The 18,047-nt window shown below is 40.5% G+C and carries 9 protein-coding genes; 1 reads left to right on the top strand and 8 read right to left on the bottom strand.

Annotation, left to right across the window (positions count from 1 at the left end; translation table 11 throughout):
- Positions 1-77 precede the first annotated feature (77 nt).
- Entirely contained in the window at positions 78-1,322 is a 1,245-nt protein-coding gene (locus AAC855_RS04885; RefSeq protein ID WP_340608502.1) for an aromatic amino acid transport family protein, read from the bottom strand.
- 510 nt (positions 1,323-1,832) lie between these two features.
- A complete protein-coding gene (locus AAC855_RS04890) occupies positions 1,833-2,831 on the bottom strand; it encodes a nitrilase family protein (RefSeq protein WP_340608503.1) in 999 nt (332 codons plus the stop codon).
- Positions 2,832-2,927: 96 nt separating this feature from the next.
- Here AAC855_RS04890 and AAC855_RS04895 point away from each other — a divergent pair, with 96 nt between their 5' ends.
- Complete coding sequence (locus AAC855_RS04895; RefSeq protein ID WP_340608504.1) at positions 2,928-3,812, top strand: LysR family transcriptional regulator; 885 nt, start codon at positions 2,928-2,930, stop codon at positions 3,810-3,812.
- A 117-nt stretch (positions 3,813-3,929) separates the two neighbouring features.
- Here the strand turns inward: AAC855_RS04895 and AAC855_RS04900 are convergent, their stop codons facing one another.
- The 6 genes from AAC855_RS04900 to pntB form a co-directional block, all read right to left on the bottom strand.
- Complete coding sequence (locus AAC855_RS04900; RefSeq protein WP_340608505.1) at positions 3,930-5,159, bottom strand: multidrug effflux MFS transporter; 1,230 nt, start codon at positions 5,157-5,159, stop codon at positions 3,930-3,932.
- A 219-nt stretch (positions 5,160-5,378) separates the two neighbouring features.
- The gene (locus AAC855_RS04905; RefSeq protein WP_340608506.1) at positions 5,379-5,933 is read right to left on the bottom strand and encodes a TetR/AcrR family transcriptional regulator; all 555 of its coding nucleotides are present in this window, start codon (positions 5,931-5,933) and stop codon (positions 5,379-5,381) included.
- 154 nt (positions 5,934-6,087) lie between these two features.
- Positions 6,088-7,671, bottom strand: coding sequence for a condensation domain-containing protein (locus tag AAC855_RS04910; protein WP_340608507.1), 1,584 nt, complete (start codon positions 7,669-7,671; stop codon positions 6,088-6,090).
- Entirely contained in the window at positions 7,668-12,380 is a 4,713-nt protein-coding gene (locus AAC855_RS04915; protein ID WP_340608508.1) for an amino acid adenylation domain-containing protein, read from the bottom strand. Before AAC855_RS04915 ends, AAC855_RS04910 begins: the two co-directional genes overlap by 4 nt.
- Positions 12,377-15,895 carry a non-ribosomal peptide synthetase gene (locus AAC855_RS04920; protein ID WP_340608509.1) on the bottom strand — a complete coding sequence of 1,173 codons (3,519 nt, stop codon included), beginning with the start codon at positions 15,893-15,895 and terminating at the stop codon, positions 12,377-12,379. The genes AAC855_RS04915 and AAC855_RS04920 overlap by 4 nt, the downstream gene beginning before the upstream one ends.
- Positions 15,896-16,649: 754 nt before the next feature.
- Positions 16,650-18,038, bottom strand: coding sequence for a Re/Si-specific NAD(P)(+) transhydrogenase subunit beta (gene pntB / locus AAC855_RS04925; protein ID WP_340608510.1), 1,389 nt, complete (start codon positions 18,036-18,038; stop codon positions 16,650-16,652).
- Positions 18,039-18,047: the final 9 nt, after the last annotated feature.

Here is an 18,047-nt window from a genome sequence, read left to right on the forward strand (position 1 = left end):
ATTTTTGAGATGGGGAGTTAGCTACTGGTAGCTAACTCTTTTTTGTAAGGAATTTGAGGTAGGATAAAGAAGGTGAATTACCAGCCTGCTGGCAGATAACCGAACAATGAAACAATGGCATACACTGCGCTAGCCAAATACAACAACACAATGCTGATTTGTAGAAATGGATGCGTAATCCAGCTGCATTGCCAGCATGGAGTATGATCGCCGTATTTCCGCGCACCACGTAAGATCAATATCGGCATGATTGACAGAATCACGCCACTGAATACACCGGCGAAATACAGAGCATTAACAAATGATACGAGTCCACTGTAAGCCAGCACAAACGGAGGTACAGCAACCAACAACAGTACACCGAAACGACGTAATGGTTGTTCGTCATTACCCAGTCGGAACTTATCGAAGATATTCGTCAGGAAACTGCCACCTAATCCCCAATAAGAAGTTAAAATTGCACACAATGCAAACAAGTTAGTAGAGAAGAACGCCCACTCTCCCAACGCTTGTCCCCAAGAAATCGTCACTACCTCAGAGATATTATCTAAACCGTTAAGTGCGATCACAGACATCGGTACCATCGCCAGCAACACAAAGATCACCGCCATGCCAATAATAATCGCTTTCGGTAGTTGTTCTGGTTTATCGGCAAAGCCACGCGCCATTTCCGGCACGATGTACTGTGCCGAAAAACTAAACACCACAACATTGAATAACGGCACCATAAAAAGCCAGTCACCATCCAGCAGATAGCGCATCTGGGTGGTATCTTTCAGCAACGTTGCCACTACTAACGTTAATAGCATGACCAACATGCCAATACTGATAAATTTTTCACCACGACCAATTGCTTTCAGTCCGAGATACAGCACTCCCGCAGCCGGTACGAAGAACAGTAGACTACCTAGTGTCGGTGAGATACCCAGCAGCGATTGCAACAGTTTTCCACTGCCGCTCATATAGGCAGTCAGCGCACCAACGCTGTTGATACACACTGAAAAAAACATCACCCAAGCACCCAGACCACTGACATAGCGTCTTGCCAGCCCGCTAAGTTGTAAGTGAGCGCGGGTTCGTAGAGTAGATTCGGCAACATACAGCATAGTAATGGTGGTCAGTACACCCACCAGCACCAGCCAGAACATCAGCGGCAAAAAGCCGGCTTTTCTTGAAGCGTAAGCGATGGACAACAAACCAGCACCAATATTCGTGCCGACTATCATCGCTACCCCTTCGAGAAAACTCAGTGACTTACCGGGTGCAAGTGTCTCCTCTTCAGAGACAAGTACCGAAGAAATACTGGTATTATCAGAAGACATACATCCTCCTTTATCTCCCGCTGGTGTGACCACCGGGGTAGGTTAGTTTCACGGTGGTCAATGGCTCACATCGATACACAGGTATTTCAGCTCCAGATATTCCTCAATTCCGTAGCACAACCCTCCACACCAGAACCCTTACTGCTTCGCACCGTCGAGCAGATCACATTCACGAAACGGAAACAAATACAATTCAGTTCTTATAATCCGTGTCTAATTAAAACGCTTTTGCTTTTAGATAATTATCCGTATTAGAGTTTAGTGGAAAAAAATAGAGAAAATTCCAAATAGTTATGAAAATGTTAACTCGGTGATAGCTGTGTGATTTTATATAATTAAATCAATAAATAAGAGATTGGAAAGAAGATAGGTATTCAGTGAGTATAGAAGGAATATGAATACCTTTTAGTTATTATCACAGGCATATATGAAAACGCTTAATGACTATTATTTTTCTGCTCATGAAATTAAAGAAGAATACAAAACACTATTTAAAAATCATGAGTTACTCTAAATCCTATTTCTATTAACCTGTTGCAAACAAGGAATATCCGTCGAAAATCTTGCGTTCTGTGCATCACGTTCATAACCTTGATGCTCAGACAAAATATGATAAAGCTCAGGCCTACGCCCATGTATCCAGCGCCTTCCTGTGGACATAGTCAGCAATTCCAAATCAAGGCTGACACTTATCATGATATTTTCAAAAGAAGTAGTTTCTTTAATAACACGGCCATAAGGATCGATAACCATCGCATTACCTGTACGGATTTCTCCATTATCCAATCCAACGCCATTACTGAACAAAATAAATAAGCCATTATCATGCGCTCGTGCAGGCAACCAGCGCATTAACCAGCCGCGCCCATGTTCACCACGAAATGCAGCCTCCAGAGCGTCTGGATTGTTGTACCTGTTTTCCCAGAGAGAAAGCGGAATTGGTTTCATTCCATAAGGGCTACGAGAATTAGTACCTCCTGTCTGGTGTGGTGCCATCAGGATCTCGGCACCAAGAAGCGCTGTTGCACGTACATTTTCAACTAAATTATTATCCCAACAGATAAGAATCCCTACTCTGACTCCCCACGGCGTATCAAATACAGTAAAGTTATTTCCGCTAACAAAATCTGGGTGTTCAAAAGCATGGAGCTTACGATGAACATGGATCTGACCATCCGGCATACATACCGCGTACGCATTATAAATCTTTTTATCTTCTCCCCGTTCAATAAGCCCTGCGCCAATCGCCATTTCATACTGTTTTGCCAGTAAAATAATACGCGCCAGAGATGGACTTTTATCAATCCGCTCAGCCAGCGATGTCACTTCTTCCCCAGTCAGATCAGGGATATGCCAATAACCGGTAATGCACATTTCAGGAAAAGCCAGTATTTTGATGCCCTGCTCCCCGGCTTGATGAATGAACGCCTCCATAATCGATAAGTTATACTGTTTATCATTAGCCCGATGACAGAATTGAACGGTAGCGACCTGAATACTTTGTTTCATCAAAACATCTCCTCAGATAAAAATTGACGAGTATTTCATCAGAGATGACAATGCACTGTATAATCACAATTTTTCCGAATTTGATAACTAACTGGAATGGATATAAAACTATTACGTGCGTTCGTCATTCTGGCCAGACAAGGACAATATCGCTCCGCAGCAGAAGTGCTTTGCCTTACACAACCAGCTCTGACAAAGCAGATTCAAACACTGGAACATCTTATCGGCCTGACGTTGTTTAAACGCGGCCGTCAGGGTGCCAGATTGACGAACAGCGGGCAGTTAATTTTCTCCAGAGCTTGTGAATTACTAAAACAACACGATGATTTCCGGGAGTTTGTGAGCCGTGTAGAGAAAGGAAACGTAGGTAAACTGGTTTTGGGATTTGGTGTATCGGCATTTCAACTTGCTCCAGTTAAGGTCACTGCTTTTCGCAAACTTTTTACTGATATTGAAGTTTCCTTGAACGATATCTCTTCCGATGAACAATACAGGATGTTACTCAATGGACAACTTCAGGCTGGGTTTGTCCGTTTACCGGTACCGAAGAAACTGAATGCCGAACCATTGTTGGAGGAAAGATTAGTTCTTGCAGTAACTAATACTCTTCAAGTAGACCCAACAAATATTCAGAGGGTACTTGATACATATCAACTTCTTCAAATTTCTCCTCATCGAGGGCAAGGGCTGACGGCACAGATAACCAATTTTCTCAGAGAGAACAAACTTTGCGCCAGTACTGTATATGCGGCCGACGATATTCAGACTTTACTGGCGCTGGTTGCTGCCGGAAGTGGTGTTGCTTTACTGCCAGCGGGTGTTAGCCATATTTTGCCCAGTGATGTGAAACTTGTGGCTTTGGAAGGAATACATACTCGATGGCAGATAGGCATTGCTTGGGCTCCGGAGATTAAGGATTGCCTGCGGGATAATTTCGTTAATATGGTGTTGAAATCTAATATTTTGAATTCTGATAATTAATCACAATTTCGTTTAAAGTAGTAAATATGACCTTTCTCGATATTTTAAAAGTTGGCTATGCATAAAACATTAGCCAACTCTTATTATTAGAGATAATAGAGCATTATCGTTGGCAAATTACTTCACCAAAACCTCTGAGGCATCATTTTCGTCCTGCGGTTCTTTTGCCATATGATATGTGGCTAATGCGCCAGCAGAACAAATGAACATAGTGAGGGCAACCCCTGATAGTGTCCCAGTGCTTAATAAACCCACTAATAAGCCGGCGCATCCACCAAACAGATACTGAATCATACCCAGAACAGCAGATGCAGTTCCTGTTTCAGCCGCTGAAACGCTGTTCATCGTAACGGATATACCATTACCGAATAATAAGCTAAGTGTTGCGACTGACATAAATAGCAGTGGGATGACGAAATATATTGATGTCAGCCCCGCCGTTACCGAAATCAACAATAGCATGACAAAAAACAGGTTCGCCAGTAGAGACCATTTCAGTACAACAGCAGCTTTATAGAATTTCAGCAATTTCATATTGATGAAACCAAAGAAGACCATACCAACCGCATTGGCTGCAAAGAAATAACTGTATACTTTAGGCGTGAACCCAAAGTGATTCAGAAAAATAAATGCTGATGAATTTATATAAGCAAACAATGTCCCCATAACAAAACTTGAAGACAATACATTCATCAGAAAATAGGAATTTTTCGTCACTTTAATATACGAATATAGTTGCTTTGATAGACTGCCTGTTTGCCTGCTCTCTTTCGGCAAAGATTCCGGAATAAAACGATATGCCGCAATAAGCGTAAAAAACGATAAAGCAAATAACATCAGGAATATTGCTCTCCAACCAAAAACAGAAAGCAGGATACTACCCAATGGTGGAGCAATTATTGGGCCTATAACAACGATTTGCATCAAAATAGTAAAGAGCCGTGCCGAAGTATGTGCATCGCATGTATCAGATATGATTGCCCGTGGGACGACTAACGTCACAGCGCCTGATAACCCTTGAACAATCCTGCCTATATTGAAAAGCACAATGTCATCAGTAGTCGATGTTAATAAAGATGCCAGTGAAAAAATCAGAATACCTAATAATAAAGGCGTTCTTCGGCCATAGTGATCAATCACCGGCCCCAACATCCCCTGCCCGATAGCTAACCCGACTAAAAACAGGGATAATGAAGTTTCTACCTTAACAAGATCTGTATTTAAACTTTCTTTTATTGCATTAAATGCCGGCAAGTACATATCAATTGCCATGACATCAAAAGCAGTCATTAATGCCAGCAAAAACAGGGCAAATGCCGGTATTTTATTTTGCTCAAATCTACTCATAACCTTATCTAATCTTCTCTTGTGCTGCACGAAAACGATAATTGTACATAAGTACAACTATACACACAACCGAGCTGAACACCGTGGAAGATAAAAACTCACGTACAGTAGCGTTATAAACGAAGGATACTTTATTGGTGGAGTCAATGCCTTTCCGATGAATTTATTGCTTCCCTGCCCGTCGCTGCGTATCCTGAAATTTATTGAGCAGATACGTACTCAATCTGACAAAATTTTGCTGATAAATGGCCTGATGTACTCTTTTTTACTGAAATTAATATCTCCGGTTAATAGAGACTGGAGGAAGAAAGCATCCAGAACAGCGGTGAGCGCTTTGGCTTTTGATTCATCGTTAGTGATGTATTGAGAAATGATGTCTTTTGTTGCCTGCATCCAGTTAACGGCAAGTGGCCTTAAAGATGGCCGGGAGATAGCCGCAACGTAAAGCTCATATTCTGACTTTAAGCGAGAATAGTCTGCGAATGTCCATGAGATGAACTCGGTCAGATTTTCGGCCGGGTCTTCAAATAGAGACTGTTGAAACCAGCCATGTGACAACTCACTAAAATTATTAAAATATTTCCCTAGAGCCGCACTTAACATATCATCCAGTGTTTTAAAATAATACGTTGTTGTTCCAAGCGGAACCCCTGCTTCTGATGCCACCGCCCGATGGTTACACTCATAAATACCATCCCGGCAAATAACGACCTGAACTGCATCAAGAATTTGATTATATTTTGCCTTCCCCTTTGGGCTAAGTTCCTCATACATATCTGCACACCAATCTAATGTCTTACTTTTTAAAAGGTCGTAGAAAATAACATTATTTCAATGAAAGGCAACACACCGAACAGAATTCGGATTTCATCGCGATGATAGGCTTCATCCCTGAAGCCACTTGTCTCTCATCGTTCACGATAGGATTTTATCCATAAAACTGACTGATACTCTCTTTTTCCTGACCAGATACGATGACATTGAGCAGGCGTTCATAATATGTAGACAGGCTATCAATCGTCTCTTCTGTATATAATTCCGGGTTGTAATATAGACAACACTGGATATATTGAGGTGCATATAAGAAATTCATCCCAAGTGATTCAAAAGGAATCACTTCAACTTCTATCAATTCAACATCAAGATTTGGCAATGATAATTTTCCATCCTTAGATATATCAATAAAATCATATAAATTTTTAATATCTATATAATTGAACACAACATTAAAAATATTATCTATTATTTTTTCACCTATAGAGTCAATTAAAGAAGAAATGTGGGCACTTGAATTATCTATGGCACTATAAGTATATTGACTGATCTGATTGATAATTTCTTGCAGACTCATTTCTTTACTTATGGTCGACTTGACCATAAGGTCATCCAAAAATAATCCTATTGTTTGATACATTTCTATGCGAGGACGATCAGCTTTTGGTGAAGAAGTAATATGTTTAGACTCCCCGTAATGCATAAAAAGACAAGTATGAAACAACGCCATAAACAACATATATGGCGTAATATTATGATCTTCACAATATTGTAAAGCAACTTTATTTAGTGAATCGGGAATTTTAATTAAACGGGTATGAGACCGATATTTTGTCGCCACATGTTTGCTGAAGGAAATTGGAAACTCGCGTTCAGCAATAACATCTGAAAATTGTTTATGCCAAAATTCAATCTGTTTTTTAACTGCCTCAGTAGTATGACTTTGTTGTGAATCATAAATATAACCAGAGTATTGCATGGCAATTGGTGCTAACGGATTTTTTTGTCCACGTGAATAAGCTGTATATAATTGTTTAAACTCATTCATAATGATATTGACAGACCATCCATCGGAAATAATATGATGGAGATCAATCAATAATACCGTTATTTTTTCTGATATAGGCAGTAAGAATGTCCTGATTAGTGGACCATTGTAAACATCAAAAGGCATTCTTAATTTAGTTTGCCAAAGTTTATTAACTTCAATACCAATTTTTTCCTTCGCCATTCCTTTTGAAAACTCTTCGATAACTTGAAGGTTTATTTTCATGCTGTTATCAGGCTGTATGAAGATCTGTTCATCTTCCTTATAAAATTTAAAACGTAAACTTTCATGTCGCTCTAAAATGGTATTTAAACTTTTTTCCAAAACACTGTGATCCAGCTCTCCCTCCATTAGTAGAGCAATTGGTACGTGGAGACAATCCTCCAATAATTTTTCTTCAACAAAATACCAAAACATTTTCTGACTATAAGAAATAGGCATTTTTCCATTAGATATTTCGTGCTTATCATTGTTGCGAATCTCATCCCGAACAAGGTGTATTTTGGTTTGTTCTTCTGAATCAAGCTGATTAAGAAAATCAATCAACTCTTGTTTATGTTGTTTCCACTTATTGAGCAATTCAGTGGGAATGCTGTCACAACTGGTTTCATATTGTAACCTATTGTTAACAACAAATAGAGTAATCCCCTGCTCTAACGCCTCATCCACAATCTGCGCTGCTTCTATCATATTTCACCTCTTAAAAATTCCTGAGATGAATCTTGCTCTGCCTGAAAATGTTTTCTTTTTTCTTTGAGCAGATGAATAGTGATAATTTGCGATAATTGCTCAAGTGTCGGATGTTCAAACACACTTCTTAATGGTACTTCTATTCCTAAATCGTTGCGTATCGAACTAATAAAACGAGTTGCCTGAAGTGAGTGACCTCCGAGAGTGAAGAAATTGTCATAAATGCCGACTTGATTAACGTTAAGTAATTTTCTCCACAACTGGCTGATTTTAATTTCTATTTCACTTCTTGGAGCGACATAGGTTTGCCGGCGTAAATCATCTTCATTTGGGACTGGCAGCGCTTTTTTATCCACTTTGTTATTTAACGAAAGTGGCATTCGTTCCAGAGGAATATAGAGGCTGGGAACCATATACTCTGGCAATTGCTGTTTCAGGGTCGATTCCAGTAATTCTGAAAGTTCGCCATTAATGGCAGAGATTTGCGGATAATTCGCCAGATGTACCTGATTGTAGTCAGTACGCGCCAGCACAGGAGGTAATTCGCCACGGCTGAAAATAATATCCAGTAAATCAGGTTGCTGTTGTGACCATGTAACGCCACACTGATAACCGCATTGTTCAGCATATTGCAGTAAGGATTCGAGTTCCTGAATCTGTTTTAATGCTTGTGGAGAAAAGCTGCTGGCATTTTCCGGAGGTGTGATTATCTGGTTAGCCGACCAGTGGCGCAGCCCTTCTGCCAACACAAACTCATCTTTAACTCTGGCATTAGGAATACCTGAAATACCAAATGTCTCTTCTGTTCCTGCCTGTAGTCTGTTTTTCAGGTTTTCCAAAGAATCAAAATTGTGCCAAGTTATTGAACGTTCACAGAGAGATCCTGTATTTTCATCTCTTTTATGTAATATGACGTCATAGCGATAACGCATCATTTCATTGTCACCCACACCCCGCTTCACCAGAATATCAACCCGGCTGATTTCTGGGTAACGTTCCGGCAATTGGGCAAAATAAGTTGGGCTGAGTAAAAATTCCGGTTCCTGCTGTAAACGCCGTTGGATACGGTTTGCCAGCGAACCCACCTGAATACGTTGTCCATTGAGACGACTTTGTTCTATTGCTGTAGCGTGGGCGGTTAAGAGATCTAAGTTGCGGATATCGCCCAGCAGTATTTTTCCTCCTGATGTCAATGCAGGTATTATTTGCTCAAGCATTTTTTCCAGATACTGAACATTAGGGAAATACTGGACAACGGAGTTAATTACGACAGAATCAAATTCGCCCGCATGTAGTGTTCCTGAATTGAGCGCATCCCCTCTTCTGAGTTCCACATGTGACCAGCCACGCTGTTGCAGGATATGCTGGTGACGATTTAAAACCTCAGCCGATATATCGGTAGCAACTACTGATTCACACTGTTTAGCATAGCGGTACAACAATAATCCACTGCCACAGCCAATTTCCAGTAAACGGTGAGGATTCAGGGAGTCAATCCGCTTCATTATGTCAGCTAACCATTCTTCCATTTGTTCAACGGCAATTGGCTGTTCAGTGTAACTGTTCATCCAGCCACCGAAATCACTTTCTGCTGTCACTACCTCACTTATATCTTCTTTCTGGGTACTATCCATTATGGGTTGACGGTATTGCTCATCAAAAATTTCTGTCCAGTTATTAACACTGTGTGCGTTAAATTCAATGGCTTTTTCACCTAACCACTCTGTGCTTGGGCAAACATATGCAATGAGTTTTTTATCTTCATCCTGACCATAAGCGATCACAACAGCACTACTTAAGGCGTTATGCTTACTCAAAACAGATTCTATTTCACCTAACTCTATACGATGACTACGAATTTTAACCTGAGAGTCAATGCGACCGATAAATTCCAATTGACCATCGTGTGTCCAGCGAACTAAATCGCCAGTACGATACAGTCTGTTTTCCCGCTCATTCGTTGAATGCGAGCTGAATGGATCGCGAATAAATTGTTTTGCTGTGATTTCCGGTGAGTTGCGATAACCCCGTGCCAATTGAACACCACCGATATGCAACTCTCCGATAACTCCCATAGGAACCAGATTACCTTCTGGATCAAGAATACGCATGACTACGTTAGGTAAAGGTTTTCCAATAGTAATGCGTTCATCAGTTAATAAAGCCGTAGTAACGATAGAAGTACATTCTGTCGGGCCATACACATTGAACAATTGTCTATTCTGTGACCATTGAACAGCGATTTGCGGTAGCACCGCTTCACCGGCCAGAAGTAGTGTTGAAACAGAATGCCATTTATCAAAATTAAGATGAGGAAGCAATGCAGGTGGCAAGACTGCATGGGTTATCTGATGTTTTTCAACAATTTCATCCAACAATTCAGGGGAACGCCGCTGAGTTTCAGAAATAAGATACAGTGTTGAGCCATAGGCTAATGTCATAGACATTTCCAAAATCATGGCGTCAAAACTCCAGGAGGCGAACTGCAATACATGAATATTTGAGTTAACGTCAAATAAAACATCCTGTGAGAAAGCCAGATTAACCCACCCTTTATGCTCCAGCATAACGCCTTTCGGTTTGCCGGTTGAGCCAGAAGTATAGATGACATAAGCCAGATTATTTTCTGTCAGTGGATATGGCCGCTCATTCTCGGTGATATTAACCCTAGGCATTTGTTGTAATTGCAATTGTATCGTATCAGTATCTAAACAAATGACTTTCTGCTGCGTGATAGGCAGTTTTTCTACTTCTTGCGTTTCAGTCAGGATAAATTCAACTTCACTGTGCTCTAACATGTATTGGAGACGGGCTTTCGGATAGCTAGGGTCTAAAGGTACATAAGCCCCACCCGCTTTAAGAATCCCCAGCAGTGCTACAACCGCCTGTAATGATCTTGGTACACAAAGCGCAACTAACGTATCCGGTTTAATACCCTGCTGAATCAAGTAGTGTGCTAATTGATTGGACTGCTCATTTAACGACTGATAACTCAGGGAATCAGTACCAAAGATCAATGCATTCTTTTCAGGGTGTATTGATACCTGCTCTTCGAAGAGTTCGTGGAAACATTTTCCGGTTGGATAAGGAACCTGTGGCTCGCCCCACTCATGAAGTAAGGTGTTTCGTTCAGAGTCTGCCAGTAATGGAATATCATGGACTGATGGTTCGCTGTTACCGGTATGATGCTTCATCACATTAACAATGTTAGTCAACAACGTTTCGTAATTGGCTAGTAGTCTGTCAAGGGTAGCTATATTGAATAGGCTGGTATCCGCGATCCACTGAATTGATAGCTCACCTTCACTTTCTTCTTCATATATATGGACTTCCAAATCAAATCGGGTTGTCAGAAGCGAGCGCTCACCATCTTCAATCACACTGCCTTGATCCAGTGTTGTATTGCGCTGGTTATTCTGCACAGCAAACATAATCTGGAAAATAGGGTTATGATTTAAGTTTCGTTCCGGGCTAAGTTTTTCCACCAGCATTTCAAAAGGCAGATCCTGATTTGCATAGGCATCCAGAATAGTACGGCTATTCTGTTTTAACAGTTCACTGAATGTCAGCTGACCAGATAAATCCGTCCTGATTACCATTGAATTGACGAAAAAACCAATCAGGGACTCTGTATCCCGGTGTCTGCGCCCGGCCAGTGGCATGCCAACCAGAATATCCTTCTCATTACTGTAGCGACTCAACAGTACGGCAAATGCCGTTTCCAAAAACATAAATAATGTCACGCCCTGTTTTGCGCACAGTGCCCTGATTTCCTGAGTCAAGCTCTTTGAAATACGCTGTGGATGTAAAAATCCTTCAAGATTCTGTTTTTCTGGTCGAGGATTATCCAGTGGAAAGTGGTGAACTAACGTCGCACCAGATAATTGGTTTTGCCAATAAGTAAGTTGTTTTTCCAGTATATCGCCTTGCAGCCATTCTCTTTGCCAACGAGCGTAATCAGTATATTGGACATTTAATGGTGGCAGAGGGTTTTCTTCACCCCGGCAATATGCCCGATATAGCGAGAGAATCTCATGAAGAAAGATCCCAAGTGACCAACCATCACAGGCAATATGGTGGATCGTATAGAGAATTATATAATCATCTTCTGCCAATTTTAGTAAGCGAAGACGTAGCATCAGGTCTGTACTGAGGTTAACAGGTTGCTTCCATTCATTTTCACCGAGTTGTTTAACCCGATATTCTTGCTCGGTTTGTGAGAGTCCGGTCAGATCGTAGTGTGTAATGGGCAAATCATAAGAATCTGAAATCACTTGACGTGGTTCGTTATCAATTATTTTAAAATGAGTACGCAAGGATTCATGGCGTTTTAGCAATGCTCCTACTGCCATTTCAAAGGCTTTAATATCGATTGATTCACGTAATCTGAAATCGCCAGAACAGTTATACTGAGGGCTACCTTCAGTGAGCTGGTCAATTAACCACAAACGCTGTTGAGCAAATGAAAGTGGATAATGTTCAGCACGCTCATAACGAGGTATATCCTGTAATCGGTGATTATCCGATTCTTCTTCTGATTCAAGCTGAGTCAGAAAATTAATGAGCTCTTGTTTATGCTGTTTCCATTCTTCAAATAATTCAGGAGGAATACTATCGCGATTGGTTTTATATTTTAGTTTATTATCGCTAACAAATAGAGTAATCCCTTGATTTAAAGCTTCATTCACAATCTTAGCTGCATTTTTCATATATGACCTTCCAATAGTTTTTGTGTTGTTTCTTGCTCAGTCTGGAAATGTTTTCTCTTTTCTTTAACAAGGTGGATCTCGATGATCTGTGATAACCGCTCAAGTGTCGGATGTTCAAAGACACTGCTTAGTGGTATTTCAATATCCAGTTCATTGCGTATTGAACTGATAAGGCGAGTTGCCTGGAGGGAATGACCGCCCAGAATAAAAAAGTTGTCATGAATACCGGGCTGACTGATACCCAGCACTTCTTCCCATAATTGGCCAATTTTTTTCTCTATTTCATTTCTTGGTGCGACATAAACTTGTTGGTGAAAATCACTGCTATTCGGCGCTGGCAACGCTTTTTTATCCACTTTGTTATTGAGTGTCAGTGGCATTTGTTCTAGAGGAATATAAAGGCTGGGAACCATATATTCGGGTAATTGTTTTTTTAGTGCAGATTCGAGTAATTTTGAAAGTTCAGCTTTAATCACTGAGTATTGGGAGATATCTTCGGTATCAAATTGCAAGCCTCTTTCTTCCAGCCAGCTGATAGTCGGGCAAACATAGGCAACCAACCTTTTATCTTTGTCTTCTCCATATGTAATAACTACAGCACTACTTAAAGCTTCATGTCCATTCAGTGCGGTTTCAATTTCTCCTAACTCAATCCTGAATCCTCTTATCTTGACCTGAGAGTCAATCCGACCGATAAATTCGATATTGCCATCAGATAACCAACGGACTAAATCTCCCGTTCGGTATAAACGTTGAGGCTGGGATTCATCCGTTTGTTCATTGCAATATTGAATAAATTTAATTGCGTCCATTTCAGGTGCGTTCAAATAGCCGCGTGCCAGTTGAGCACCACCAATACATAATTCTCCCGCAACACCAATAGGCACCTGATTACCTGATGGATCAAGGATACGCATAAGAATATTCGGCAACGGTTTCCCGATTGTAATTTTTTCATCGGTTAATAAGCTTGAAGTCACGATGGCTGTACACTCTGTCGGGCCATATACGTTAAACAGCTTCCTATTCTGTGACCAGTGAACAGAGAGTTGTGGAGGTACAGCTTCTCCCGCTAAAAGCAAGGTTGAAACAGAACACCATTTGTTAAAGTTCAGGTAAGGCAGTAAAGCCGGAGGTAATACAGCATGGGTGATTTGGTGTGTTTCAACGATTTCGTCCAGACATTCAGGAGAATGCTGCTGGGCTTCTGAAATTAAGTAAAGTGTTGCGCCATACGCCAGTGTCATAGATATTTCTAAGATCATGGCATCAAAGCTCCATGACGCGAACTGTAATCCCCGGCTATGCGTATCAACACCAAATAATTCCGCTTGTGACAGTGCCAGATTGACCCATCCTTTATGCTCCAACATAACGCCTTTCGGTTTTCCGGTAGAGCCGGATGTATAAATAACGTAAGCCAGATTATTTTCCGTCAGCGGGAATGGGCGTTCAGTAATATTGTCGATAGGCATTTGCTGCAATTGTGCCTGTATTGCCTCGGCATCCAAACAGACAACTTTCTGCTGACTAATCGGGAGTTTTTCTATCAGACTCGTTTCTGTCAGAATGAATTCTGCTTCGCTGTGTTCCAGCATATATTGGAGACGGGATACCGGATAACCAGGATCTAACGGTACATATGCACCACCCGCTTTAATGACGCCCAGCAGTGCAACTAATGCGCGTATTGAACGGGGAATACAGAGTGCAACTAATGTTTCTGGTTTAATCTTTTGTGCTATCAGATAGTGTGCCAGCTGGTTAGCCTGTTGGTTCAGTTCCTGATAACTCAATGAATCACTGCCAAAAGCAACGGCGGTTTTTTCAGGATATCGGGCAGCTTGTTTCTCAAATAACTCATGAAAACAGCCACTATTCTGATTATATTCCTGTCTCCCATTCCATTGGGATAAAGTATGTATTTCAGCTTCAGCTAGCAGTGGAATATCATGAACGGAAGGTTCTTTATATATCAGTTCTGAGCCGGTACGTGGTTTCATCACGCTGACAATATTAGTAAGCAGCGTTTCATAACTGGCAAGCAATCTTTCAAGCGTAATATCGTTAAACAGACTACTGTCATAAACCCATAAAAGGGATAACCCGCCACCCTCTTCTTCATAAATATGAATTTCTAAATCAAACCGGGTTTTCAAAAGTAGACGTTCTTCGGTCTCAATATTATTATCCCGCACCAATGTCCTATCCCGCTGGGTATTTTCCAGCGTAAACGCAATTTGGAACACAGGGTTATAATTTAGATTCCTTCCCGGACTGATTTTCTCTACCAACATTTGAAATGGCAGATCCTGATGTTCATAAGCATCGATAATAGTGCGGCTATTTCGCTTTAATAATTCACTGAATGTAGGCTGGCCGGATAAATCGGTTCTGATTACCAGTGAGTTAACAAAAAAACCAATCAGAGGTTCAATGTCATGATGAGTTCTTCCTGCAAGTGGCGTTCCGACCAGAATATCTTTTTCATTACTGTAACGGCTCAGTAAGACAGCAAAAGCCGTCTCCAGAAACATAAATAATGTGACTTCATGTTGGTGACATAACGCTTTGATCTCCTGCGCCAGATCTTTTGAGATATGTTGTTCTTTAAGAAGCCCTTTGAAACCCTGTTGTTCTGGCCGTGGATTATCCAGTGGAAAACGGTGCAACGGAGAAATACCTGATAACTGGTTACTCCAGTAATCCAGTTGTTTTTCCAGAATATCCCCTTGCAACCAGTTTCGTTGCCACTGAGCATAATCACTATATTGGATTTTTAGTTCTGGTAACGGGTTGGTCATTCCCTGAGAGTAAGCCTTATATAATGTGATAAGTTCATGGATAAAGATTTCTATTGACCAGCTATCACAGGCAATATGGTGAATGGTATAGAGAACGACATAATCATTTTCAGCTCGTTTTATTAGCTGAATACGTAACATTAGATCAGCACTAAGATTAAAAACCTGGTTATCCTCTTCTTTGCTGAGTTGTTGAATATGGTGTTCTTTCTCATTTTCAGAGAGCATCGTCAAATCATGCTGAATGATAGGTAAATCATAGGAAGTCACCAAAACCTGCCGTGGTTCGTTATCTATAACCTTAAAGCAGGTGCGTAATGCTTCATGACGTTCGAGTAATGTTTTTACCGCCGCCTTAAAGGCATTTACATTGAGCTTTTCCCGTAATCTCAGATAGCCGGGGCAGTTGTATTGAGGACTGCCATCAGTAAGTTGATCGATAAACCACAAACGTTGCTGAGCAAATGAAAGTGGATAATGCTCAGCATTGCGATTTCGTTGAATATCCTGCAATTGATATGTTTGTGTTTCTTCTTTTGCATTGAGTTGTTGCAGGAAATCGATCAAATCTTGCCTATAGTATTTCCACTCATTTAATAATTCCTCCGGGATATTATCTCGGCTGGTTTCATATTGTAATCGGTTATCAGCCACAAACAGAGTAATCCCTTGATTTAAAGCCTCATCCACAATTTGAGCGGCATTCTTCATATGTCACCTTTTATATGAAATAATTTAAAACATATTTTATTAATCTTTTTATATAAAAGATTAATCCATCAAATGAGTTTGTTTTAATTATTTTTTCAGAAGGATAAATGACCTTATATTTTTAATATGAGCTTTAACAAATATTATAAGGCTATTTTTCTTGCGGATTTAAATGGAGCGAGGTTGTTACTTTTATGTTTTTAAGGTTTAGATTGTTTTGTTGTATTTTTTTCATGGCACTCAATTAATAATTAAGGATCGATTGATGTTCATCTTAACATACCATCATTAAAATCCATCAAATTTATTGTTTGACTTGGTTATCAAAAACAAAATGAAAGCATAATATTTTTTAATAGATAAACAATTATAAAACCTATATCAAATATGATAATGAAAAATGGAAAACAAACCTCATCCATGAGGATGTTTTTGATTGTTATTTACTCATCCCTTTGTTAATTTAGATTTTATTCTGAATATTTTAGTGATAAAAATTACTTATTCGCTCTTTTTTCCGGCCTGATACAATAACATTCATGAACTTTTCATGGTTCACCCACAACCATTTTTATGGTGAAATTTTTCACCACAAAATATAATTAAATTACACTATCCTAATAAATAGAAAAGGTTCTCGCCTTCACATGATCAATTAAAAGTCAGAGCATAATTAGAGAGTCATTTTAGGAATTAAAAAAAGAGCCTTGAATGATCATTCAAGGCTCTTTTTTTAATTTATGGGTATTTATGTTTATAGTGCGCGTAAGATTGCATCAACACTTGCTTTTGCGTCACCAAATAACATCTGTGTATTCTCTTTAAAGAAAAGTGGATTTTGTACGCCAGCATAACCGGTATTCATCGAACGCTTGAAAACAATCGCATTTTGCGCTTTCCAGACTTCCAATACAGGCATTCCCGCAATCGGGCTGTTTGGATCTTCCTGTGCAGCCGGATTAACTGTGTCATTGGCACCAATAACCAGAACAGTATCTGTTTCAGTAAAATCATCATTGATTTCGTCCATTTCTAAAACGATATCATAGGGTACTTTGGCTTCTGCCAATAATACATTCATATGACCCGGCAAGCGCCCTGCCACTGGATGAATACCAAAACGAACATTGATCCCTTTTTCTCTCAGTTTTGCTGTGATGTCATGTACCGGATATTGTGCCTGAGCGACAGCCATACCATACCCCGGTGTAATAATGACTGAAGTGGAATTCCTCAACAGTTCAGCGACCTCTTCTGCGGTTGTTTCGCGATACTCCCCCATTTCCTGATCGTCGCCCATTGAGACGCCATCACTACCAAAACCACCAGCAATAACGCTAATAAAGGAACGGTTCATCGCTTTACACATAATATAAGAAAGGATTGCCCCTGATGAGCCGACTAAAGCACCTGTTACTATCAACAGATCATTACTCAGCATAAAACCAGCGGCAGCAGCGGCCCAGCCTGAATATGAGTTCAGCATGGAAATCACAACCGGCATATCTGCCCCGCCAATAGAGGCGACCAGATGCCAGCCAAATGCTAAAGCAATCGCAGTCATGGCTAGCATGACAAAAATTTGTAAACCTTCACTCTCCGTTTTGATAAAGATAACCATCAGTACAAAAGAGACAACTAACGCGGCCAGATTAAGTTTATGGCGATGAGGCAGCATTAGCGGCTTTGAGGAAATTTTTCCGCGTAATTTGCCAAATGCCACAACTGAACCAGTGAAGGTTATTGCACCAATAAAGATCCCAAGGAAAACTTCTGTCAGATGAATGTTTTCCATAATGGCTTCAGCAAAAATATCATGAGCCATAAAACTGTTGAAACCCACCAGAACAGCCGCCAGACCAACAAAGCTATGTAAAATAGCAACTAATTCCGGCATTTCGGTCATCTCTACTTTCTTAGCGAGACGAATACCAATAACTGCACCAATAATCATCGCCAGAATAAGCCAGCCCACTTTCCCTGTATCAGGCCCCAAGATAGTCGCTATCAGAGCTATCGCCATCCCGATGATGCCAAAGATATTACCTCGTCTCGAGCTTTCATGACGTGAAAGCCCGGCAAGACTGAAAATAAATAAGATAGCAGCAACAATGTATGCCGCAGTGACTACTCCGTTCGACATAAGTTACCC

Origin of the sequence: Xenorhabdus bharatensis (genome assembly GCF_037996705.1) — a bacterium.
In the GTDB taxonomy this organism is placed as follows: domain Bacteria; phylum Pseudomonadota; class Gammaproteobacteria; order Enterobacterales; family Enterobacteriaceae; genus Xenorhabdus; species Xenorhabdus bharatensis.